General features: G+C 71.6%; 23 protein-coding genes and 1 pseudogene. 20 read left to right on the top strand and 4 right to left on the bottom strand.

The window, feature by feature from the left end:
- From ABT336_RS17300 to ABT336_RS17260, 9 genes and pseudogenes are all read left to right on the top strand, one after another.
- Nucleotides 1-414 (top strand): annotated as a pseudogene (locus tag ABT336_RS17300) (lipopolysaccharide biosynthesis protein); the annotation flags it as partial.
- Nucleotides 407-1711 carry an O-antigen ligase family protein gene (locus ABT336_RS17295; RefSeq protein ID WP_350897616.1) on the top strand — a complete coding sequence of 435 codons (1305 nt, stop codon included), beginning with the start codon at nucleotides 407-409 and terminating at the stop codon, nucleotides 1709-1711. The pseudogene ABT336_RS17300 and the gene ABT336_RS17295, both read left to right, overlap by 8 nt.
- Nucleotides 1708-3294: a lipopolysaccharide biosynthesis protein gene (locus tag ABT336_RS17290; protein ID WP_350897615.1), complete on the top strand. Its 1587-nt coding sequence runs from the start codon at nucleotides 1708-1710 to the stop codon at nucleotides 3292-3294. Before ABT336_RS17295 ends, ABT336_RS17290 begins: the two co-directional genes overlap by 4 nt.
- 3 nt (nucleotides 3295-3297) lie before the next feature.
- Nucleotides 3298-4194, top strand: coding sequence for a sulfotransferase domain-containing protein (locus tag ABT336_RS17285; protein ID WP_350897614.1), 897 nt, complete (start codon nucleotides 3298-3300; stop codon nucleotides 4192-4194).
- Entirely contained in the window at nucleotides 4191-5483 is a 1293-nt protein-coding gene (locus tag ABT336_RS17280) for a hypothetical protein (protein WP_350897613.1), read from the top strand. Before ABT336_RS17285 ends, ABT336_RS17280 begins: the two co-directional genes overlap by 4 nt.
- A 110-nt stretch (nucleotides 5484-5593) precedes the next feature.
- Entirely contained in the window at nucleotides 5594-6070 is a 477-nt protein-coding gene (locus tag ABT336_RS17275) for a UDP-N-acetylglucosamine--LPS N-acetylglucosamine transferase (protein ID WP_350897612.1), read from the top strand.
- Nucleotides 6067-6690 carry a glycosyltransferase gene (locus tag ABT336_RS17270; protein ID WP_350897611.1) on the top strand — a complete coding sequence of 208 codons (624 nt, stop codon included), beginning with the start codon at nucleotides 6067-6069 and terminating at the stop codon, nucleotides 6688-6690. The genes ABT336_RS17275 and ABT336_RS17270 overlap by 4 nt, the downstream gene beginning before the upstream one ends.
- The gene (locus ABT336_RS17265) at nucleotides 6687-7607 is read left to right on the top strand and encodes a glycosyltransferase family 2 protein (protein WP_350897610.1); all 921 of its coding nucleotides are present in this window, start codon (nucleotides 6687-6689) and stop codon (nucleotides 7605-7607) included. The genes ABT336_RS17270 and ABT336_RS17265 overlap by 4 nt, the downstream gene beginning before the upstream one ends.
- 85 nt (nucleotides 7608-7692) lie before the next feature.
- Entirely contained in the window at nucleotides 7693-8349 is a 657-nt protein-coding gene (locus tag ABT336_RS17260; protein ID WP_350897609.1) for a class I SAM-dependent methyltransferase, read from the top strand.
- A 201-nt stretch (nucleotides 8350-8550) separates the two neighbouring features.
- Here the strand turns inward: ABT336_RS17260 and ABT336_RS17255 are convergent, their stop codons facing one another.
- The 3 genes from ABT336_RS17255 to ABT336_RS17245 are packed head-to-tail and all read right to left on the bottom strand — an operon-like array spanning nucleotide 8551 to nucleotide 9417.
- The gene (locus tag ABT336_RS17255) at nucleotides 8551-8787 is read right to left on the bottom strand and encodes a transposase family protein (protein WP_502891197.1); all 237 of its coding nucleotides are present in this window, start codon (nucleotides 8785-8787) and stop codon (nucleotides 8551-8553) included.
- On the bottom strand, nucleotides 8738-9109 hold the full coding sequence (locus tag ABT336_RS27525; RefSeq protein WP_502891196.1) for a transposase family protein: 372 nt from the start codon (nucleotides 9107-9109) through the stop codon (nucleotides 8738-8740). Before ABT336_RS27525 ends, ABT336_RS17255 begins: the two co-directional genes overlap by 50 nt.
- On the bottom strand, nucleotides 9106-9417 hold the full coding sequence (locus tag ABT336_RS17245; RefSeq protein ID WP_350897607.1) for a transposase family protein: 312 nt from the start codon (nucleotides 9415-9417) through the stop codon (nucleotides 9106-9108). Before ABT336_RS17245 ends, ABT336_RS27525 begins: the two co-directional genes overlap by 4 nt.
- Before the next feature lie 533 nt (nucleotides 9418-9950).
- Between ABT336_RS17245 and aroC the strand changes: the two genes are divergently transcribed.
- From aroC to nusB, 6 genes are all read left to right on the top strand, one after another.
- Complete coding sequence (gene aroC / locus ABT336_RS17240; protein WP_350897606.1) at nucleotides 9951-11129, top strand: chorismate synthase; 1179 nt, start codon at nucleotides 9951-9953, stop codon at nucleotides 11127-11129.
- Between the two features lie 34 nt (nucleotides 11130-11163).
- A complete protein-coding gene (locus ABT336_RS17235; protein WP_350897605.1) occupies nucleotides 11164-11670 on the top strand; it encodes a shikimate kinase in 507 nt (168 codons plus the stop codon).
- 114 nt (nucleotides 11671-11784) lie between these two features.
- The gene (aroB, locus tag ABT336_RS17230) at nucleotides 11785-12861 is read left to right on the top strand and encodes a 3-dehydroquinate synthase (protein ID WP_350897604.1); all 1077 of its coding nucleotides are present in this window, start codon (nucleotides 11785-11787) and stop codon (nucleotides 12859-12861) included.
- Nucleotides 12858-13325 (top strand): type II 3-dehydroquinate dehydratase, encoded by a 468-nt coding sequence (gene aroQ, locus ABT336_RS17225; protein ID WP_350897603.1) that lies wholly within the window; start codon nucleotides 12858-12860, stop codon nucleotides 13323-13325. The genes aroB and aroQ overlap by 4 nt, the downstream gene beginning before the upstream one ends.
- A 44-nt stretch (nucleotides 13326-13369) precedes the next feature.
- Nucleotides 13370-13927, top strand: coding sequence for an elongation factor P (gene efp / locus ABT336_RS17220; RefSeq protein ID WP_350897602.1), 558 nt, complete (start codon nucleotides 13370-13372; stop codon nucleotides 13925-13927).
- A gap of 23 nt (nucleotides 13928-13950) precedes the next feature.
- Nucleotides 13951-14361: a transcription antitermination factor NusB gene (gene nusB, locus ABT336_RS17215; RefSeq protein WP_350897617.1), complete on the top strand. Its 411-nt coding sequence runs from the start codon at nucleotides 13951-13953 to the stop codon at nucleotides 14359-14361.
- Between the two features lie 119 nt (nucleotides 14362-14480).
- Here the strand turns inward: nusB and bldD are convergent, their stop codons facing one another.
- Nucleotides 14481-14969: a transcriptional regulator BldD gene (gene bldD, locus ABT336_RS17210; protein WP_013285505.1), complete on the bottom strand. Its 489-nt coding sequence runs from the start codon at nucleotides 14967-14969 to the stop codon at nucleotides 14481-14483.
- A gap of 284 nt (nucleotides 14970-15253) precedes the next feature.
- Here bldD and pyrR point away from each other — a divergent pair, with 284 nt between their 5' ends.
- From pyrR to carB, 5 genes are read left to right on the top strand one after another with little or no spacing between them, the layout of a single operon-like run.
- Nucleotides 15254-15838: a bifunctional pyr operon transcriptional regulator/uracil phosphoribosyltransferase PyrR gene (pyrR, locus tag ABT336_RS17205; RefSeq protein ID WP_350897601.1), complete on the top strand. Its 585-nt coding sequence runs from the start codon at nucleotides 15254-15256 to the stop codon at nucleotides 15836-15838.
- Between the two features lie 58 nt (nucleotides 15839-15896).
- A complete protein-coding gene (locus tag ABT336_RS17200) occupies nucleotides 15897-16823 on the top strand; it encodes an aspartate carbamoyltransferase catalytic subunit (RefSeq protein WP_350897600.1) in 927 nt (308 codons plus the stop codon).
- Nucleotides 16820-18205 carry a dihydroorotase gene (locus tag ABT336_RS17195; RefSeq protein WP_350897599.1) on the top strand — a complete coding sequence of 462 codons (1386 nt, stop codon included), beginning with the start codon at nucleotides 16820-16822 and terminating at the stop codon, nucleotides 18203-18205. The genes ABT336_RS17200 and ABT336_RS17195 overlap by 4 nt, the downstream gene beginning before the upstream one ends.
- 2 nt (nucleotides 18206-18207) lie before the next feature.
- On the top strand, nucleotides 18208-19401 hold the full coding sequence (gene carA / locus ABT336_RS17190; protein WP_350897598.1) for a glutamine-hydrolyzing carbamoyl-phosphate synthase small subunit: 1194 nt from the start codon (nucleotides 18208-18210) through the stop codon (nucleotides 19399-19401).
- Entirely contained in the window at nucleotides 19394-22768 is a 3375-nt protein-coding gene (carB, locus tag ABT336_RS17185; RefSeq protein WP_350897597.1) for a carbamoyl-phosphate synthase large subunit, read from the top strand. The genes carA and carB overlap by 8 nt, the downstream gene beginning before the upstream one ends.
- Nucleotides 22769-22778: the final 10 nt, after the last annotated feature.

The following is a 22778-nucleotide window of genomic DNA, read 5'->3' as shown; positions in this document are numbered from 1 at the left end:
CCCGCCCCGGCGGGGCCGCCCACCGCCGCGACCGCCAACCGCCGTCCGTCGCCGTACCCGGTGGCCGCACGTCTGTCGGGTGACCCGGACGCCACTGTCACACTGCCCCGGGTGAAGTCGGCCCGCAACGGCGACGCCGGCCGGGCCGCCGATCCCGACGAGATCGCGATCTTCTCCGGGAGCGTCCGGATCGGTACCGCCAGGCAGGGCGCCGGTGAGCCGTTGGTGCTCTACAACTCGCCGCCGGCCGAGTCCGACGAGCGTGGAGTGGCGCTGGCCCGTCAGGGCACAGCGGTGATCGTCGTCGAGCGGGACCGGACCCGCCAGGCGGACCTGCGTCGTCTGGTGGAGCGGCTGCGGGCGGCCGGGGTCAAGCCGCTGGGCTTCGTCCTGACCCGAAACGGCCATGGCTGACCGGACGCCCCGGCCGCTGCCCGCGCCGCCGCTGCTGCCACTGTGGCCGCTGGCACTGATGTTCGGTCTGGTGCCCGTCTGGTGGCTGGCCGGGGCCTTCTACCTCGGCTGGCCGCTGCTGGGCGCGCTGCTGTTCGCCCTCCTGGTCACCCGGGGGCGGGTGCCGCTGCCCCCGGGGGTGGGGGTGTGGCTGCTGTTCCTGGCCATGGTCGTGATCAGTGCGACCCAGCTGACCAGCGGTTCGTCGGTGCTGACCTTCTCGCTGCGGTTCGGGCTCTACCTGACGGCGGTGGTGGTCGGGTGCTACGTCTACGCCTGCGCCCGGGAACGCGCCAACCCGGTGCCGGTCCTGCTGCCGCTCGCGGCGTTCTGGTTCTCCCTGGTCGTGCTGGGTTGGCTGGGGGTGGTGGCCCCCCGGTTCGAGATGACCACCCCGATGGAGGTCCTGCTGCCCGGGGGGATCGCCGGCACCCCGTTCATCCACGACATGGTCCACCTCAGCACTGCCGAGTTCAATCCCCGCTCGCTCACCCCGATCTACCGCCCGGCGGCACCGTTCGCCTACACGAACAACTACGGCAGCGCGTACGCGATGAGCCTACCGACGGTGGTCGCCCTGATCACCCTCCTGCGGCGGGGCGTGTTGCGGTGGGCGCTGCTGGTGTCGCTGCCCCTGTCGCTGGCCCCGGCCTTCCTCACCCTGAACCGGACGATGTTCCTCAGCCTCGGGGTCGGGCTGCTCGTCCTCGGGGTGCGGGCCAGCATGCGGGGCAACGTCCGGGTCGCCGCCTCCATCGTCGGGATCGCGGTCCTGGTCGGGGCGGCGACCACTGTGATCCCGGTCTTCGACCTGATCAACGACCGGGTGGAACGCAGTGACACGAACACCGACCGACTCTCCCTCTACGGTGAGGTGCTGCGCCGGATCGCTGACTCGCCCTGGATCGGTTACGGGGCACCGGTGAACGCGGACACCGTCACCGCCGACGCCCCGGTGGGATCACAGGGGCAGATGTGGATGGTGCTGTTCAGCCATGGCGTACCTGCCCTGCTGTTCTTCCTGGCCTGGTTCGTGGTGACCTACCTGGCGTGTGCGCGGGCCACCTCCTCGGCGGGCCAGTGGCTGGCCATCGTGCCGGTGATCTGCCTGGTGCAGGTGCCCTTCTACGGCATGGCCAACCAGAACATCGCCCTGGCGTTCTACGTGATCTGCTTCGCGATGGCGATAGCCGAACGGGACCGCGCCGCGCTGCTCGACAGGCGACGGCCGGCCCCCGCCGTGGCGGTGCCGGCGTGACCGCGGCACCCCGGGCATCCGACGACGTCGACGGCCGGACCACCGCCGGTCCCGGTCGGTCCGACGACACCGAGGTACGCCGCAGCGCCCGCAACGGTGCGGCCGGACTTGTCGGCGCCGCCACCAGCGGACTCTTCGGGTTCCTGCTCGCGGTGGTGATCACCCGGGGGTACGGGACCGCCGGGTCGGGGGCGTTCTTCGCCGCCATCGGCGTGGTCACCGTCGCCACCGCGATCTGCACCCTGGGGGCCGAGACGGGGCTGATGTGGGCGCTGCCCCGCCGACGCCTCGGGCGTACCGGTGACTCCGCCCGGCTGCTGCCGGTGGCGCTCCTCCCCCCGCTCGTGGTGGCGGTGGTGGTGGCGGTGGTCGGTGTCGCCCTGGCCGCCCCGTTGTCCGGGTGGTTGCTCGACGACACCGGCGCGGGCGGGGCGTCGCTGCTGGCCGTCGCCTTCGCTGTGGTGCCGGTGGTCGTCGCGATGACGTTGCTGCTCGCCGCCCTGCGCTGTGTCCGGAGCATCCGCTCCTACGTGTCCGTCCAGTTCTTCCTGCTCCCCGTGGCCCGGCCGATCCTGGTCGGCGCGGCGGCGTTGACCGGCGGCGGGCTGCTTCTCGGCCTGACCGGCTGGCTGGTGCCGGTGGGGATCGCCCTGCTGGTCTGCCTCGTCCTGGTGGCCGGTCCGGTCGGGCTGCGCCAGGGGGCCGACCTGCGTCCGCAGGGCCACGACTGGCGGACGTTCTGGGGCTTCGCCCTGCCCCGGGCGGCGTCGGCGGCGATCGATGCCGGCAGCATGTGGGTGGGGGTCCTGCTCACCTCGGCCCTTGCCGACCAGACCCAGGCCGGTGTCTTCGGGGCCGTCGGCCGGTACGTCCTGGCCGGACAGTTGGCCATGCAGGGGCTCCGGGTCGCCGTCACCCCGCAGCTGTCGCGGCTGCTCGGACAGGGTGAGCAGGGGGCGGCGGCCACCGTCCACAGGCAGTTGACCACCTGGGGGCTGGTCCTGTCCTGGCCGGTGTACCTGCTCCTCGCCGTCTTCGGACCGGCGTTCCTGCGGCTGTTCGGGCCGGAGTTCGCCGCCGGGGCGGCGGCGATGACGGTGCTCGCCCTGGCGATGCTCGTCAACACCGGCGTCGGCAACGTGCAGAGCCTGCTGCTGATGGGTGGCCGCAGCGGCCTGCACCTGGCCGCCGCGGTGGCCGGGCTGACCTGCACCGTCACCCTCGGCGTCGCCCTGATCCCCGGATACGGGGCGACCGGGGCGGCCGTCGCCTGGGGGGCGGGCATCGCCACCGAGAACCTCATCGCCTTCGCCTGCGCCCGTCGCCTCGTCGGACACCCCCTGACCGGCAGGTCGATGGTCCGGGCGGCGGCGGCCACAGTGGCGGGTGTCGGTGCGGCGGCGGGGGTGGGTGTCCTCGTCGCCGGACGGGGGATCCCCGGGCTGGTGGTGGCGCTGGTGGTGCTGACCGTCGGGGCGACAGCCCTGCTCGCGATGCCCGGGGTCCGGGCGGGCATCCGGGCGATCCTGACGCAGATCCGGGGCGGTCGACCCGCCCCGGCCCAATCCGTGAAGGGCAGGTGACCGGTGTCGTCGATCCGGGACCGAGTCAAGGACCTCGTACCGAACCAGGTGACCGAGCGGCTGCGGGACGGACTGGTCGGCTACGGCGTCCGCACCGCCGCACGCCGTCCGCTGCCGGACTTCCTGATCATCGGGACGAAGCGGGGCGGTACGACCTCGCTGTGGAACTACCTGATCCAGCATCCCCTGGTGCCCCGGCTCTTCCCGGCCTGGAACACCAAGGCGTCGCACTACTTCGAGGAGCACTGGAACCGGGGCGAGGCGTGGTACCGCAGCCACTTCCCGACCGAGCGGCAGCGGGCGGCGCTCGCCGCCCGGCACGGCGGCCCGACCCGGGTCGGCGAGGCGGCCCCGCTCTACATGTTCCACCCCCTCGCCGCGCAGCGGGTGGCGGCGCTGATGCCGCAGGTGAAGCTGATCGTGCTCCTGCGTGACCCGGTGGAGCGGGCGTACTCGCACTGGAAGGAACGCCGGACCCACGGGATCGAGCCGTTGGACTTTCCGGCCGCGCTCGCCGCCGAGCCGGAGCGGACGGCGGGGGAGCGGGACCGGCTGATCGCCGAGCCGGAGTACTTCAGCGAGCCGTACGACTGGTACACCTACCGGGCGCGGGGGCGGTACCTGGAACACCTCGAACCGTGGCTGGATCGGTTCGACCGGAACCAGCTGCTCTTCCTGCCCAGCGAGGACCTGTACCGGGACGCCCGCGCCACCTACACCCGGACGTTGGACTTCCTCGGGCTCCCCGACCACGACCTACCGAACTTCAAGGTCTACAACGACCGTCGGTCGTCCCCGCTGGACCCGCAGGTACGCGCCGAGTTGACCGACTACTACCTGCCGCACAACGAGGCCCTGGAGCAGCGGCTCGGTCTGATCTTCGACTGGGGTGCCAGGTGACCGACGACCTCCGGTCCCGCTCCGACGGCCTGGGATGGGTGAGCCGGGCGATCTTCGGCGACGACCGGATCGGGTTGACCGTCGACGGCGACCCGCCGGCCGGGCACCGGGTGGTGGCCCGGTACACGGTCGTCCCGTCGGTCGGGCGGGCCCGGTTCCTGCTGCCCCGGGGTGCCGCGCGGGCCACCGCCGCCGCTCTGTTGGCGTACAACGCGTTGCGTCCACCGAAGGTGCGGGCGCTGCGGGCCGGACTCGGTGGACTGGCCCGGCTCGGGGTGCTCGACGCCGCCCGGTTCCCGGCCCTGACCGTGTCGCTGCCCGCCGACGTGGAGCCCGCCGAGGCGCTGCTCGCCGCGCACCTGGCCGACGTGCTCGACGTCCACCCGGCGTACGCGGCGTGCGGGGTCCGGCCCCCGGACCCCAACCACAAGCCGACGCTGCAACTGTTCGCCGCCGACGGCACCCCCGGCGGGTACGCCAAGATCGGCTGGAACGGGGCGACGCGGGAACTCGTAGCGGCCGAGGCGGCGGTGCTGCGTACCCTGCCTGAGGTCTCCGGGGTCGGCGACCACCCGGTGGTGCCGCGCCTGCTCGCCGCGTTCGACTGGGCCGGGCACCCGGTCGCCGTCGTCGAACCCCTGCCCACAGCGGTACGCGGAGTGGGGGAGCAGGACCCGCCCCGGCTCGACGCGATACTCGCTGTCGCCCGTCGGGGCGGACCGCCGACGCCATCGCGCCCGATCGGCGGCTCCGACTTCGTCGCCCGGCTCACCGCCGAGGCGGACCGGGCAGCCCGGTGGGATCCCGCCGGTGCCCGGGCTGTCGACGCCGTCGCCGCCCTCGCCCGCCGGTACGCCGGCACCGAGGTCGAGTTCGGTCACTGGCACGGCGACTGGGTGCCGTGGAACCTGGGTCGACACGCCGGTCGGCTGGTCGCCTGGGACTGGGAACACAGCGGCCCCGACGTGCCCGTCGGGTTCGACCTGGCCCACGACTCGTTCCAACGTGCACTGGTGCTCGGCCGTCGGTCGGCGGCGGAGGCGGCGCAGGCGGCGGACGGTCAGCTCACCCGACACGGCGACAGGTTGGGCCTGTCCGCCGACGGCCGCCGGTTGGTGGTCGACGCGTACCTGGTCGAGATGTGGTTGCGCAGCTGCCGACTGGCACGGGCCGGTGCGGGGTGGAACGAGGCGCTGCATCCGGCGTTGCTCGACGTCGTCGAGGATCGACTGGCCGACGTCGTCGAGGACCGACTGACCGACCGAGCCGAGGATCGGCTTGCCGACTGAGTCGAGAATCGACTAGCCGACTGACCCGTGGGGTCGGCTGTGCTGAGATCAGCCGGCGACCCCTGTCGTAGAAGAAGAATCCGAGCGTACTTGTGGGGAGTCGCAGAGGAATGTCCACTGTGCAGGCATCTGAAACACCGACCCTGTTGCTGGTCGGCTCCAGTGGTGGGCACCTTGCCCAACTGCTGGCACTACGCCCCTGGTACGAACGGTGGCCCCGCTGCTGGGTCACCTTCGACACACCGGAGGCGGTGTCGCTCCTGGCCGGGGAGGAACTCGTCGCCGCCCACCACCCGACCACCCGCAACATCCCCAACCTGCTGCGCAACGCCTGGCTCGCGGTTCGGGTGCTGCGCCGACGGCAGGTCGCCGCGGTGGTCACCACGGGTGCCGGGGTGGCCGTCCCGTTCGTGGTCCTCGCCCGACTCCGGCGGATCCCGACGATCTACATCGAGGTCTACGACCGGATCGACACCCCGACGCTGACCGCCCGTCTCTGCCGCCCGTTCCTCTCCGCGATGCTCGTCCAGTGGGACGAACAGCGGCGGCAGTACCCGGAGGCCACAGTAGTGGGAACCCTCCTGTGACCGGACGGGTCCGGGTCCTGGTCGCCGTCGGCACCGACAAGCACCCGTTCGACAGGCTCACCGGGTGGATCGAGCAGTGGCACCCGAGTGTCGCCGACCGGGTGGACCTGACCGTCCAGCACGGACACACCCGGGCACCGGCGGTCCCGGGGACCGCCCCCTTCCTCGGGCACGCCGAACTCCAGGACGCCATGTCCGGGGCCGACCTGGTGGTCTGCCACGGGGGGCCGGCGACGATCCTGGAAGCCCGACGCAACGGGCACCTCCCGATCGTGGTGCCCCGTGACCCGACGTACGGCGAGCACGTCGACGACCACCAGCTGCTGTTCGTCCGTCGGCTGGGCGCGGCCGGGCTGGTGGCGCTCTGCGAGTCCCGTACCGCCCTGGTAGAGGCGCTGACCGCCGGATTCGCCGACCCCGCCCGGTTCACGGTGACCACCGACGACGGTGCTGCCGACGCCCGGCAGGCGGCGGTCGACCGGGTCGGCCGGATCGTGGAGGACCTGGTGGCGTCCGCGACCGCACGACCCCGAAACCGGTGGTGGTGGCCGTTCAGCCCCGCCGGCCACCGTCACCCGAGCCCCGTCCCACCCCCGAACGACGGAGGACCGACCCGATGAGCCACTACCCCACCGTCAGCGCCGTGGTCCCCACCCGGGACCGGCCGGAGCTGCTCCGCGCCGCAGTGACGGCGATCCTCGACCAGGAGTACCCCGCCCCGATCGAGGTGGTGGTCGTCTTCGACCAGTCCACCCCGGACGACACCCTCACCGGGCTGTCCCGCCCGGACCGCCGGGTCCGGGTCGTCACCAACGACAGGTCACCCGGCCTGGCCGGGGCCCGCAACACCGGCACCCTCGCCGCCGAGGGGGAGCTCGTCGCGTTCTGCGACGACGACGACGAGTGGCTGCCCGGCAAGCTCCGGGCACAGGTGGACGCGTTGAACGCCGTACCGGGGGCGGAGTTCGTCAGCTGCGGGATCCGGGTCAGTTACGACGGGCGGACCGTCGACCGGGTCCTCGACCGGGACACGATCACCCTCGACGAGCTGCTCCGGGACCGGATGACCGAACTGCACCCGTCGACCTTCGTGATCCGGGCCGCCGCCCTGCGGGACGGGTTCGGCCTGGTCGACGAGGAGATCCCGGGCAGCTACGCCGAGGACTACGAGTTCCTCCTCCGGGCCGCCCGCAGCGCACCCCTGGCCAACCTGACGGTCCCGTACGTCCTGGTCAGGTGGCACAAGCGGTCCTACTTCGCCCAGCGGTGGGACACCATCTCGTCGGCGTTGCAGTGGCTCCTGGAGCGCTACCCCGAGTTCGCCACCCAACCCGCCGGGCACGCCCGGGTCGCCGGGCAGATCGCCTTCGCCCACGCCGCCTCCGGGGACCGGCGGGGGGCGCTGCGGTGGGCCCGCCGGACCCTGCGGGGCAACCCCCGGGAACCCCGCGCCTACCTGGCCCTGGCCGTGGCCGGCCGGATGGTCAGGGCCGACGCCGTCCTGCGGACCCTCCACAAGCGAGGACGCGGGATCTGAGCCGTAGCAACGAGTGGCAGCGAAGGTGACGCTGAACCGATCCGCAGTTGACGCAGCGCAATCAGACAGACAAGGATCTCCATTTATGGCTCTCCACTCCCTCCGGTTCCGGCTCGTCGACTCACCCGACTCGTTCGGCGCCAAGCGCCGGGCCCGCCGGGCCGCCTGGCTCTCGGACACCTTCCCCGACCTCGCCGAGATGAACGTCCTCGACCTGGGCGGGCGGGTGCAGAGCTGGGCCGAGGTCCCCGTCCGGCCCAAGCACGTCCACGTGGTGAACCTCGAACCCCTCCCCACCGACCTGCCGGACTGGGCGGAGGCGGACCACGCCGACGCCTGCGAGCTGCCCAGGAGCATCCTCGACCGCCGGTACGACCTGGTCTTCAGCAACAGCGTCCTGGAGCACGTCGGCGGGTACGAGCGGCGTCGGCGGATGGCCGAGGCGATCCAGGAACTCGCCCCGGCGTACTGGGTGCAGACCCCCTACCGGTACTTCCCCGTCGAGCCGCACTGGGTGGCCCCGGGAATGCAGTTCCTCCCGGTGTCGGCCCGGGTCCTGGTGGCCCGCAAGTGGCCGCTTGCCTACACCCCCAACAAGCCGTACGACCTGGCGATGAAGCAGGTCCTGACCACGGAGCTGATCGGTCGGGCGGAACTGCGCTACCTCTTCCCCGGGGCCACCATCCGCGCCGAGCGGCTCCTCGGACTGACCAAGTCGATCATCGCCGTCCGCCGCCCCTGAGCATCGCAGCCAGAGTCAGCTGATTCGGTCGACGTGAGCCGAGTGATGTCCGGCTTGAGGTCGGGGTGTTGAAGAAGCCTGCCAAGACGCAATGGTGCAGCGGGTGCGGACTGCGACAAGAAACCAGGCTATAGGGTGTCACGGAGTGTGGATGTTCAGGTGGCGATTCGACTCTCGGATCTGCCGACCATTGAGGTGATCTCAACAAGAATCCGGTGGGTACCGGTATTCGAGATGGGTGAGGTGAACAGCGGCGCGGACGATGTCGCCGATACCGCGAGGGCTGGCGGTGGTGTGTCGTAGCGTCCGCCATCGGCCGGTGAGGATCGCGAAGCCGCGTTCTCCGAGGCAGCGCACGGATCGAAGCACGGCGTTGTAGGTCTGGTTGTCAGGGGCGAGGCGGTGGCCGTCGGCGGGTTGCTTGTACGGGGTGTGGATCCCCTGGCCAGCGCCTTCGTGGCCGGAGTCGGCCAGCGCCTTCGTGGCCGGAGTCGGCCAGGGCCGGCAGATGTAGCTCGGCAGCAGCCCAGTACAGGGCACCGGTGACATCCAACCGCTGGGCGCAGGTCAGGTCGTGTAGGTGTCCAGGCATCGCGTCGGAGGTCCAGACAGGTAGTCCGTCCGGGCGCGTCACTGCCTGGATGTTCGCCCCGACGTCGCGGTGTTTGCCGGAGTACCAGGCGTCGATCGTCTCGCCCTTGACGCTGGTGGTGCTCTCGGTGAGGCGGTCGGTGTCGAACAGTTTCCCGTCGAGGATCACGGGGGCCAGTCCTGGTCGGCGACGCGTCGTAGCGCGTCGTGCAGGGTGGGGGTCTGCGCGGCCAGGACGCGTACGGTCGTCGGCGACGTGCCGTAGGCGGTGGCACGCGACACCCCGAATCCCGCCCCGAGAGCGGTCTTGTCTTCACCTTCGCGGAACCACACCAGGACGAGAAGCGCCTGGTAGAAGCAGGTCAGAGCACGTGTTCCGGGACGGGTGCCCACCCTGCGGCGCTCGGCACGCAGCAGCCGGGCCACGTGATGTACGAGTTCCCTGGGGACGTCGAGGATGGCACGATAGGCAATCACGTGGGTCCTTCCTGGTAGATCGGATTCCGTCGCAGGAACCTGTCCACCTGAGGGCCCCACGCCTCGTCTCCGCTCCGTCCGTTATGGACGTGATGCCCGTGTCATCCCGAACCCGGGTCGAATCCTTGTAGAGATCACCTCAGTGGGTGGCGCTGGATCCTCGGGTGCGGTCCCGGCCACCGCGAGAATGACCCCGTCCGAGGGCTCCACCACCGGACCTGGTGGCGGAGAAGCCAGGTGGGTCCGAGGTCGACCTGTGTCGAGGGGAGTGGGATGTGAGGCATCTCGAACGGCGATGTGACGCTCGGTCGCCGGAACGGCCGTACAAGGGTGGGATTGTCGATCGTCCTGGCCGTGGCCGGTGACCTGCGCGACGAGGTTCGGAGCCGGCAGCAACGGGTCGGGTGGAGGTGAGAGGGGTGCCCCGCTCGACCGGAGGCGTTAACAAGGGGCCCTTCCTCTCGACCGTCCGTAGGGCGGGACGGGGCGGGCGTAGCGTCGGAGCCGCCACCGGGCGTGACAGACTGACTGACGTGTTGCGCTGGCTGACTGCAGGTGAATCCCATGGTCCCGCCCTCGTCGCGCTCCTGGAGGGGGTGCCTGCCGGGGTCGAGGTGACCACCGGTGAGATCGGGCGTGACCTGGCCCGCCGCCGCCTCGGCTACGGCCGGGGCGCCCGGATGGCGTTCGAGCAGGACGAGATCGAGGTCATCGGCGGGCTCCGCCACGGGGTGACCCTGGGTAGCCCGGTGGCGATCAGGGTCGGCAACTCCGAGTGGCCCAAGTGGCAGACGGTGATGGCCGCCGACCCGGTGGACCCGGACGAGTTGGCCAGCCAGGCCCGCAACGCCCCGCTGACCCGGCCCCGTCCCGGCCACGCCGACCTGGCCGGGATGCAGAAGTACGGCCACACCGACGCCCGTCCGATCCTGGAACGGGCCAGCGCCCGGGAGACCGCCGCCCGGGTGGCGGTGGGCACCGTCGCCAAGGCCCTGGTGAAGCAGACCCTCGGGATCGAGATCGTCTCGCACGTCGTCGAGTTGGGTCCGATCGCCGTCAAGCCGGGTCTGCGCCCCGAGCCGCAGGACGCCGACCGGATCGACGCCGACCCGCTGCGCTGCCTGGACGCCGAGGCCAGCGCCCTGATGGTCGCCGAGGTCGACGCCGCGAAGAAGGCCGCCGACACCCTCGGCGGGGTGGTCGAGGTCCTCGCCTACGGGGTGCCCCCGGGCCTGGGCAGCCACGTCCAGTGGGACCGCAAGCTCGACGCCCGGCTGGCCACCGCCCTGATGTCGATCCAGGCGATCAAGGGTGTGGAGATCGGGGACGGCTGGTTGCAGGCCCGGTCCCGGGGCTCCGAGGCGCACGACGAGATCGTTCCCACCGCCACCGGGGTCCGTCGGGTCACCGACCGGGCCGGAGGGCTGGAGGGTGGCATCACCACCGGTGAGCCGCTGCGGGTGAAGGCGGCGATGAAGCCGATCTCCTCGCTGAACCGGGCCCTGGCCACCGTCGACATCACCACCGGTGAGGCGACCACCGCTATCAACCAGCGTTCCGACGTCTGTGCGGTCCCGGCGGCGGCGGTGGTCGCCGAGGCGATGGTGGCCCTGGTCCTCGCCGAGGCGACGATGGAGAAGTTCGGCGGCGACTCGGTCGCCGAGATCCGCCGGAACCTGGCCGGCTACCTCGACGCCCTGGTGATCCGGTGACCGCGACGGGTGCCGTCCGGTGGGGCGTGATCCGGTGACGAAGCCGGTGGTCGTCCTGGTCGGGGCGCCCGGGTCGGGGAAGACCACTGTCGGCGAGACACTGGCCGCCGCGCTCGGCGTGGGGTTCCGGGACACCGACACCGACATCGAGGCCCTGGCCGGCAAGCCGATCCCGGAGATCTTCATCGACGAGGGGGAGGCCCACTTCCGGGACCTGGAACGGGCGGCGGTGGCCGCCGCCCTGACCTCGCATCCCGGGATCCTCGCCCTCGGCGGCGGCGCGATCCTCGCCGAGGAGAACCGGGCAGCCCTTGTCGGTCACACTGTGGTCCACCTGTCGGTGGAGCTGACCGACGCGGTGAAGCGGGTCGGGTTGGGAGTCGGTCGGCCGCTTTTGGCGATCAACCCCCGGGCCACCCTGAAGCACCTGATGGACCAGCGTCGACCGCTCTACGCCGAGGTGGCCACCGCCACCGTGGTCACCGACGGGCGGACCCCGACCGAGATCGCCGACGAGATCGTCTCCCTGGTCGAACGCTGACCCGACGTGGGCCTCGTAGGGAAGTGGCCCACAGCGGGGCCGAGATCTTCCAAGGTCTCTGACGAGCGCTGGTCGGGTGCGCCTGGACGGAGAACGGAGACTAGGCTCGCCCCGATGAACGAGGTGACCCGGATTCCGGTCGGCGGCGATCAGCCGTACGACGTACTGGTGGGACGTGACCTGCTCGACGCGCTGCCCGGCCTGCTGCCCGGCGCGGACCGCGCCGCCGTGCTGTACGCGCCCCCGCTCAAGGGGCTGGCCGACGCGGTGGCCGACCGGCTGCGTGCCGCCGGGGTCGAGGCGCTGACGATCGAGGTCCCCGACGCCGAGGGTGGCAAGCGGATCGAGGTCGCCGCCGACTGCTGGGACCGGCTCGGGGCGGCCGGGTTCACCCGTACCGACGTGGTGGTCGGGGTGGGCGGCGGCGCGGTGACCGACCTGGCCGGTTTCGTCGCGGCCTGCTGGCTGCGCGGGGTCCGGTGGGTGCCGGTGGCCACCTCCCTGCTGGGCATGGTCGACGCGGCGGTGGGCGGCAAGACGGGGGTGAACACTGCCGCCGGGAAGAACCTGGTCGGCGCGTTCCACCCGCCGGTGGGGGTGCTGGCCGACCTCGCCACCCTGGACACCCTGCCCCCGGCCGACCTGGCCGCCGGGCTGGCCGAGGTGGTCAAGTGCGGGTTCATCGCCGACCCGGTCATCCTCGACCTGGTCGAGCGGGACCCGGCGGCGGCCGTCGACCCGACCGGACCGGTCTGCCGGGAGCTGATCGAACGCGCGATCCGGGTCAAGGCCGACGTGGTCTCCGGTGACCTGCGGGAGTCGGGCCTGCGGGAGGTCCTCAACTACGGGCACACCCTGGCCCACGCCATCGAGAAGGTGGAGGGCTACCGGTGGCGTCACGGCGACGCGGTCGCCGTCGGCCTGGTGTACGCGGGTGCCCTGGCCCGGCTCGCCGGTCGCCTCGACGAGGCCACCGCCGCCCGGCACCGCAGCGCGGTGGCAGCGCTCGGCCTGCCCACCGGGTACGCCGCCGACGCCTGGCCGGACCTGCTGGCGGCGATGCGGGTGGACAAGAAGGCCCGGGGCAGCAGGCTGCGGTTCGTGGTGCTGGACGGCCTGGCCCGCCCGGCGATTCTCGACGGTCCGGACGACGACCTCCTGCACGCCGCCTACCGGGAGGTCAGCGCATGAGGGTGTACGTCCTCAACGGCCCGAACCTGGGGCGGCTCGGCACCCGTCAGGTCGACGTGTACGGGGTGACCGGCTACGCCGACCTCGTCGAGCTGTGCGAGTCGACCGGCCGTGACCTGGGGCTGGACGTGACGGTCCGGCAGACCGACGCCGAGCACGAGTTGGTGGGGTGGCTGCACGACGCCGCCGACGAGCAGGCGGCGGTGGTCCTCAACCCGGCTGCCTGGTCGCACTACTCGATAGCGGTCCGGGACGCCTGCGCCCTGCTCCGGGGGCCGCTGGTGGAGGTGCACATCTCCAACATCCACGCCCGGGAGTCCTTCCGGCACCACTCCGTCGTCTCGGCGGTGGCCACCGGGGTGATCTGTGGCCTGGGCGTCGACGGGTACCGCCTGGCCCTGCACCATCTGGCCGCCCGGGCCGGGGCGGGCTCGGTGGTGGATTCCGGCGAGCCGACCAGCTAGTAGACTTCGTGGGTCTGTCCGCCAAATGACGATCAAGGCAGGAAATGGCCTCTACCAACGACCTCAAGAACGGCCTGGTTCTCAACCTCGACGGGGAGCTGTGGGCTGTCGTCGAATTCCAGCACGTCAAGCCCGGTAAGGGTGGTGCCTTCGTACGCACCACGCTGAAGAACGTGCTCTCCGGCAAGGTCGTCGACAAGACCTTCAACGCGGGCACGAAGGTCGAGACGGCGACCGTCGACAAGCGCACCATGCAGTACCTGTACGCCGACGGCGAGGACTTCGTCTTCATGGATCTGGAGACCTTCGACCAGATCACGGTGCTGGGCGGGACGGTCGGCGAGGCGGCCAACTACCTGCTGCCCGAGGCCGAGGCGACCGTCGCCACCCACGAGGGGGTGCCGCTCTACATCGAGCTGCCGACCAGCGTGGTCCTCCAGGTCACCTACACCGAGCCGGGTCTGCAGGGCGACCGGTCGACCGGCGGCAACAAGCCGGCCACCGTCGAGACCGGGGCGACGGTGCAGGTGCCGCTCTTCATCACCACCGACGAGAAGATCAAGGTCGACACCCGCGACGGCCGTTACCTCGGCCGCGCCTGATGGCCGAGGGTCCCAAGCAGCAGATGCCGGCGCGTCGTAAGGCGCGCAAGCGGGCGTTGGACGTGCTCTACGAGGCTGACCAGCGCGACCGCCCTCCGGTGGAGGTGCTCGCCGGGTACATCGAGCGGATCGAGCGTCCCCGCCCGGAGCACCTGGGGTACACGGTCAGCCTGGTGGAGGGGGTGGCCGCGCACCTCGACCGGATCGACGAGTTGATCGCGAGCTACGCCGAGGGCTGGACCATCAACCGGATGCCGGTGGTCGACCGCAACCTCGCCCGGATCGCCGTCTACGAGTTGCTCTACGTCGACGGGGTCGACGATCCGGTGGCGATCAGCGAGGCGGTGGAGTTGGCCCGGCAGATGTCGACAGACGACTCTCCCCGGTTCCTCAACGGGCTGCTGGACCGGATCTCCGAGTACGCCACCCGTTGATCATCCTCTTCCGCCTGGTGGGACGCGTTCCGGCAGGCGGGACGTGGTGGTGAGCGGAAGATCACAGATGACCGCGAGGGGCCCGAGCCGTACGGCTCGGGCCCCTCGCGGTCGTGGTCTCAGGAGGCGAAGAACGCCCGGGGGTCGGCGACCAGGACCCCGTGCTCGGTGAGGCGCTCGATCAGTCCCGACGGGGAGGCGTCGTAGACGATCGCGAGGGCCCGCAGGTCGTCGGCGCGGATGGAGAGCACCCGGCCGTTGTAGTCGCCGCGCTGCTGCTGGATGGCGCGGGCGTACCTGGCCACGTAGGCGAGGTCCTCGGACGCCTCGTCGTAGAGCCGCTCCAGGTCCAGCACGATCTTGCTGGTCGGCTCGTGGCGCACCCCGCTGCCGTCGGGCAGCAGCTCGGAGACGGGTACGCGGTAGAAGTCGGCCAACTCGGCCAAGCGGGACACCGTGACCGCCCGGTCACCGCGTTCGTAGGAGCCGACCACGACGGCCTTCCAGCGGCCGTTGGACTTCTCCTCCACCCCCTGCAGGGACAGGCCCTGCTGCTGGCGGATGGAACGCAGGCGGGCGCCCAGCGACTTGGCGTATTCAGAGGGCATTCGGACACTCCCAGTGCTGCTCGGGGTTCTCCCAGCGATCGCTACGGAGCGTGACGGTACGCAGATTGCGACACCTGGTCAAGTGCTCATGAGATCACTGTTGAGATGGTCGGGTGAGTTGTCCCCATTTCTGGGGGCTGACCCGAGGATCAGCAGCCCGTGCTTGTCGAGTCGGTGACCACTGGTAACGTGGCGTGAGCTTCGGTAGTGGCTGCTCGCAGCCCCCGGGGCGCTCCCGACATCCTTTAACGACCCGTCCCGTGAGGCGGGGAAGGAGGTCCGCCGTGGCCTACCCACCGGCTGCCCGACCGTCACCGGCGCGGCAACCCTCGGTGAAGGTGATCCTCACCGCCGCCGACGTCTCCCGCGTCGTCGACCGCATCGCCCACCAGATCCTGGAGAAGACCCAGGGGGCCGCGGACACCGTCCTGCTCGGCATCCCCACCCGGGGTGTCCCGCTGGCACGACGGCTCGCCGCCCGGATCAGCACCTTCGAGGACGTCGAGGTGCCGGTGGGGGTGCTCGACATCACGCTCTACCGCGACGACCTGCGCCGGCACGCCACCCGGGCGGTCGGACCGACCCAGTTGCCCTCCGGCGGGATCGACGGCCGCCGGGTCGTCCTCGTCGACGACGTGCTGTTCTCCGGGCGTACGGTCCGGGCCGCGCTCGACGCGCTCAGCGACGTCGGCCGCCCCTCCTCGGTGCAGCTGGCCGTCCTGGTCGACAGGGGCCACCGGCAGTTGCCCATCCGCGCCGACTACGTGGGCAAGAACATCCCCACCGCGGCGGTCGAGAACGTCAAGGTCACCCTGGCCGAGACCGACGGCACCGACGAGGTACGCCTCTACGGGGAGGCCGTGTCGTGAGCGGGCGCACCACAGCGCGGCGCAGCCGGTCGGCAGTGAACGAAAGGCGGGCGTACGCATGATCAAGCACCTGCTCTCCGGGGCGGACCTGGACGCCGAGACCGCGACCCAGATCCTGGACACCGCCGCCGAGATGGCAACCGTCGCCGGCCGGGAGGTCAAGAAGCTGCCCGCGCTGCGCGGCCGGACTGTGGTGAACCTCTTCTACGAGGACTCCACCCGGACCCGGATCTCGTTCGAGGCGGCGGCGAAGCGGCTCAGCGCCGACGTGATCAACTTCTCGGCGCGGGGTTCCAGCGTCGCCAAGGGCGAGAGCCTGAAGGACACCGCGCTCACCCTCCAGGCGATGGGGGCCGACGCGGTCGTCGTCCGGCACCCGGCCTCCGGTGCCCCGCACCGGCTCGCCGACTGGGTCGACGGGTCGGTGGTCAACGCCGGGGACGGCACCCACGAGCACCCCACCCAGGCGCTGCTGGACGCGTACACGATGCGCTCCCGGCTGGGCCGGTTGGCGGGCCTGTCCGTCGCGGTGGTCGGGGACGTCCTGCACAGCCGGGTGGCCCGCTCCAACGTCCTGCTGCTGTCCACCCTCGGTGCGAAGGTCACCCTGGTCGGCCCGCCGACGCTGATCCCGGTGGACATCGCCGCCGCGCTGGCCCCCGGCACCGCCGTCTCCTACGACCTGGACTCGGTGCTGCCCGGCACCGACGTGGTGATGATGCTGCGGGTCCAGCGGGAACGGATGGGGGACTCCTTCTTCCCCTCCGCCCGCGAGTACGCCCGCCGGTACGGGCTCGACGGCCCCCGCCTGCGTCGCCTGCCCGACCACGCCATCGTCATGCATCCGGGGCCGATGAACCGGGGGATGGAGATCACCCCCGAGGTGGCGGACTCGCCCCGGTCAACAATCGTCGAACAGGTCGCCAACGGGGTCTCCGTGCGGATGGCCGTCCTCTACCTGCTGCTCGGAGGGAGCAACCGGTGACCGCGTACCTGGTCAAGAACGTGAGCGTGGTCGGTGCCGCACCGACCGACCTGCTGATCCGCGACGGTGTCGTCGCCGAGGTCGGGCCGGGGCTGTCCGCCCCGGACGCCCTGGTGATCGAGGCCGACGGGCTGGTCGCCCTGCCCGGCCTGGTCGACCTGCACACCCACCTGCGGGAGCCCGGCCGGGAGGACGCCGAGACCGTCGAGTCCGGGTCCCGGGCGGCGGCGCTGGGCGGCTACACCGCCGTCTGCGCGATGGCGAACACCTCCCCGGTCGCCGACACCGCCGGTGTGGTCGAGCAGGTCTGGCGGCTGGGCCGGGAGGCCGGGCTGGTCGACGTCCAGCCGATCGGCGCTGTCACCGTCGGCCTGGCCGGGGAGCGCCTGGCCGAACTGGGGGCGATGGCCGACTCGGCGGCCCGGGTGCGGATCTTCTCCGACGACGGGCACTGCGTCGCCGACCCGAAGCTGATGCGCCGGGCGCTGGAGTACGTCAAGGCCTTCGACGGGATCATCGCCCAGCACGCCGAGGAGCCCCGGCTCACCGAGGGCGCCCAGATGCACGAGGGGGAGGTCTCCACCCGGCTCGGCCTGACCGGGTGGCCGGCGGTCGCCGAGGAGGCGATCATCGCCCGGGACGTCCTGCTCGCCGAGCACGTCGGCAGTCGACTCCACGTCTGCCACGTCTCCACCGCCGGCAGCGTCGAGGTCCTGCGCCAGGCCAAGGCCCGGGGGGTACGCGTCACCGCCGAGGTCACCCCGCACCACCTCCTCCTCACCGACGAAGCCGTCGGCGGGAGGAGTGAGCTTGCGAGCCCCGCACTCGCGACCAAGGCCGGTCCGGTCGGCGGGAGGAGTGAGCCGGGTAGCCCGGAGGTGGGCGGGGACTGGGAGCCGGGGGCCAGCTACGACCCGGTGTTCAAGGTCAACCCGCCGCTGCGGACCGTCGCCGACGTGGCCGCCCTGCGCGCCGCCCTGGTCGAGGGGGTCGTCGACATCGTCGCCACCGACCACGCACCGCACACCGTGGAGGACAAGGAGTGCGAGTGGGCGTACGCCCGCCCCGGCATGCTCGGTCTGGAGACCGCGCTGTCGATCGCGCTGGAGGTGCTCGGACCCGAGTGGGACCTGATCGCCGAGCGGCTGTCCCGGGCACCGGCCCGGATCGCCGGGCTGACCGGGCACGGCGTCGATCCGGCCCCCGGGGTGCCGGCCAACCTGACCCTGGTGGACCCGGCCGCCCGTCGCCGGATCGAACCGGCCGACCTGGCCAGCCACAGCCGCAACACCCCGTACGCCGGAATGACGCTCCCGGGTCGCGTCGTGGCGACCTTCCTACGCGGCGAGGCGACCGTGCTCGACGGAAAGGCAGTGAAGTAACAGTGACTCGGAGACGAGCGGCGATCCTGGTGTTGGAGGACGGCCGGACCTTCCACGGTGAGGCCTACGGCAGCATCGGGGAGACCTTCGGTGAGGCGGTCTTCAACACCGGCATGACCGGTTACCAGGAGACCCTGACCGACCCGTCGTACCACCGGCAGGTGGTGGTGCAGACCAGCCCGCACATCGGCAACACCGGCGTCAACGACGCCGACGACGAGTCGGGCCGGATCTGGGTGGCCGGGTACGTGGTGCGTGACCCCGCCCGGATCGGCTCGAACTGGCGCGCCACCGGCGGGCTGGAGGACCGGCTGGCCACCGAGGGTGTGGTCGGCATCAGTGGGATCGACACCCGGGCGCTCACCCGCCACCTGCGGGAGCGGGGCGCGATGCGGGTCGGCATCTCCAGCGTCGACGACGACCCGAGGGGCCTGCTGGCCCGGGTCCGGGAGGCGCCGCAGATGGTCGGGGCGGACCTTTCCACCCAGGTGACCACCGAGAAGCCGTACGTGGTGTCGGCCGAGGGGGAGCACCGGTACACGGTGGCCGCCCTCGACCTGGGGATCAAGCGCAACGTCCCGCGTCGGCTCGCCGCCCGGGGGGTCACCACCCACGTCCTGCCCGCCGGTTCGACGATCGAGGAGCTGTTGGCCACCGGTGCCGACGCGGTGTTCTTCTCGCCCGGTCCGGGTGACCCGGCGACCGCCGACGGCCCGGTCGGGTTGGCGCGGGAGGTGCTGCGCCGCCGGATCCCGCTGTTCGGCATCTGCTTCGGCAGTCAGATCCTCGGTCGGGCGCTCGGCTTCGGCACGTACAAGCTGGGTTACGGGCACCGGGGCATCAACCAGCCGGTCCTGGACCGGCTGACCGGCAAGGTCGAGGTGACCAGCCACAACCACGGCTTCGCGGTGCAGGTGCCGGGGGCGGGGGCCGGCGCGGTCGTACCCGACCAGGTGATCGAGACCGAGTTCGGCGGCGTGGAGGTCTCCCACGTCTGCCTCAACGACAACGTGGTCGAGGGGCTACGGGCCCGCGACGTGCCGGCCTTCACCGTGCAGTACCACCCTGAGGCGGCGGCCGGACCGCGCGACGCGGACTACCTCTTCGACCGGTTCGCCGAGCTGATCGAGGGCCGGAACCAGAGCGAGGGCCGTGGCCCCGACCGGAACACCACCGAAGGCGGCAAGGATGCCTAAGCGCACCGATCTCAAGCACATCCTGGTCATCGGCTCCGGGCCGATCGTGATCGGGCAGGCCTGCGAGTTCGACTACTCCGGCACCCAGGCCTGCCGGGTGCTGCGGGAGGAGGGCATCCGGGTCAGCCTGATCAACTCGAACCCGGCGACCATCATGACCGACCCGGAGTTCGCCGACGCCACGTACGTCGAGCCGATCACCCCGGAGTTCGTCGAGCTGGTCATCGCCCGGGAACGGCCGGACGCGGTCCTGCCCACCCTGGGCGGGCAGACCGCGCTGAACACGGCCGTCGCCCTGGCCGAGGCGGGGATCCTGGAGAAGTACGGCGTCGAGCTGATCGGGGCCGACATCGAGGCGATCCGGCGCGGCGAGGACCGGCAGCTGTTCAAGGACGTCGTCGCCGCCGCCGGGGCCCGCATCGGCATCGAGGACCCGTCGTCGCTGGTGCCGCGTTCGCGGGTCTGCCACTCGATGACCGAGGTCGAGGCGGCCGTCGCCGAGCTGGGCCTGCCGGTGGTGATCCGGCCGTCGTTCACCATGGGCGGCCTCGGCTCCGGGATGGCGCACAACGACGAGGACCTGCACCGCATCGCCGGCGCAGGGCTGGCCGCCAGCCCGGTCACCGAGGTGCTGATCGAGGAGAGCGTGCTCGGCTGGAAGGAGTACGAGCTCGAACTCATGCGTGACCGCCACGACAACGTGGTGGTGGTCTGCTCGATCGAGAACGTCGACCCGATGGGCGTGCACACCGGCGACAGCGTGACTGTGGCCCCGGCCATGACGCTCACCGACAGGGAGTACCAGAGCCTGCGCGACCTGGGCATCGCGGTGCTGCGCGAGGTCGGCGTGGACACCGGTGGCTGCAACATCCAGTTCGCTGTCAACCCGGCCGACGGTCGGCTCGTGGTGATCGAGATGAACCCCCGGGTGTCCCGGTCGTCGGCGCTGGCCTCGAAGGCGACGGGCTTCCCGATCGCCAAGATCGCGGCCAAGCTGGCCATCGGCTACACCCTGGACGAGATCCCCAACGACATCACCCGCAAGACCCCGGCGGCGTTCGAGCCGTCCCTGGACTACGTGGTGGTGAAGATCCCCCGGTTCGCGTTCGAGAAGTTCCCCGGTGCCGACCCGGAGCTGACCACCACGATGAAGTCCGTCGGCGAGGCGATGAGCCTCGGACGGAACTTCACCGAGGCGCTGAACAAGGCGATGCGGTCGATGGAGACCAAGGCGGCGGGCTTCTGGACCATCGCCGACCCGGCCGACGCGACGAAGGAGAACACCCTCGCCGCGCTCCGGATCCCGCACGACGGTCGGCTCTACACAGTCGAGCGGGCGCTGCGTCTGGGTGCCTCGATCAGCGAGGTCTCTGCCGCGTCCGGCGGGATCGACCCGTGGTTCCTCGACCAGATCTCCGCCCTCGTCGAGCTGCGGGCGGAGATCGTCGCCGCGCCGGTGCTCGACGAGGAGCTGCTGCGCCGGGCCAAGCGGGCCGGGTTGTCCGACGGGCAGCTCGCCGCACTGCGCCCGGAGCTCGCCGCCGAGGACGGGGTCCGGACCCTGCGGCACCGGTTGGGCGTGCGCCCGGTCTACAAGACCGTCGACACCTGCGCGGCCGAGTTCGAGGCGACGACCCCGTACCACTACTCGTCGTACGACTCGGAGACCGAGGTGACCGGGTCGGCCCGGCCGAAGGTCGTCATCCTCGGGTCCGGGCCGAACCGGATCGGTCAGGGCATCGAGTTCGACTACTCGTGTGTCCACGCGGTCATGGCGCTGCGGGGCGCACCGACCGGTTCGGGCGACGAGGGCGGCGGGTTCGAGACCGTCATGGTCAACTGCAACCCGGAGACCGTCTCCACCGACTACGACACCGCCGACCGGCTCTACTTCGAGCCGTTGACCTTCGAGGACGTCATCGAGGTGTGGCACGCCGAGGACACCTCCGGGAAGGCTGCCGGCGGTCCGGGCGTGGTCGGGGTGATCGTGCAGCTCGGCGGGCAGACCCCGCTGGGCCTGGCGCAGCGGCTGAAGAACGCCGGGGTGCCGGTGGTCGGCACCTCGCCGGAGTCGATCCACCTGGCCGAGGAGCGGGGCGCGTTCGGGGAGGTGCTGGCCCGGGCCGGGCTGCGTGCCCCGGCGCACGGCACCGCCGTCTCCTACGAGCAGGCGCGGGCGATCGCCGAGGAGATCGGCTACCCGGTCCTGGTCCGCCCGTCGTACGTCCTGGGCGGCCGGGGCATGGAGATCGTCTACGACGACCCGACGCTGCGTGACTACATCGGTCGGGCCACCGACATCTCGCCGGACCATCCGGTGCTGGTGGACCGGTTCCTCGACGACGCCATCGAGATCGACGTGGACGCGCTCTGCGACGCCGACGGTGAGGTGTACCTGGGTGGCGTGATGGAGCACATCGAGGAGGCCGGTATCCACTCCGGTGACTCGTCCTGCGTGCTGCCGCCGATCACCCTGGCCGGTCAGCACATCGACCAGGTCCGCCGCTACACCGAGGCGATCGCCCACGGTGTGGGGGTACGCGGTCTGCTCAACGTCCAGTACGCGCTCAAGGACGACGTGCTGTACGTCCTGGAGGCCAACCCCCGGGCGTCGCGGACGGTGCCGTTCGTGTCCAAGGCGACGGCGGTGCCGCTGGCGAAGGCGGCGGCCCGAATCGCCCTCGGTGCCACCATCGCCGAGCTGCGTGCCGAGGGGATGCTGCCGGAGACCGGCGACGGCGGATCGCTGCCGGCGCACGCCCCGATCGCGGTCAAGGAGGCGGTGCTGCCGTTCAAGCGGTTCCGGACCCCGGCCGGCAAGGGCGTGGACTCGCTGCTGGGTCCGGAGATGAAGTCGACGGGTGAGGTGATGGGGATCGACCCGCACTTCGGGCACGCCTTCGCCAAGTCCCAGTCGGCCGCGTACGGTTCCCTGCCGACCGGGGGGAAGATCTTCGTCTCGGTGGCGAACCGGGACAAGCGGGCGATGGTCTTCCCGGTCAAGCGCCTGGCGGACCTGGGCTTCGAGATCCTGGCCACCGAGGGCACCGCCGAGGTGCTGCGCCGCCACGGCATCGCCTGCGAGCAGGTCGGCAAGCACTACCAGGCTGGTGCGGACGACGACGCGGTGTCGCTGATCCTGCGCGGTGAGGTGGCCCTGGTGGTGAACACCCCGCAGGGGTCGGGGGCGAGCGCCCGCTCCGACGGGTACGAGATCCGCAGTGCCGCCGTCACCGCCGACCTGCCCTGCATCACCACGGTCCCGGGTGCGGCGGCTGCGGTGATGGGCATCGAGGCGCGGATCCGTGGGGACATGCAGGTCCGTCCCCTCCAGGAGCTCCACGCCACCCTGCGGCCGGCCCGGTGACGGCGGGGGT

Source organism: Micromonospora sp. NPDC000207 (assembly GCF_040300925.1).
Taxonomy (GTDB): Bacteria; Actinomycetota; Actinomycetes; order Mycobacteriales; family Micromonosporaceae; genus Micromonospora.
Note: the sequence above shows the minus strand (reverse complement) of the source record. Positions and strands in the feature narration are given on the sequence as shown.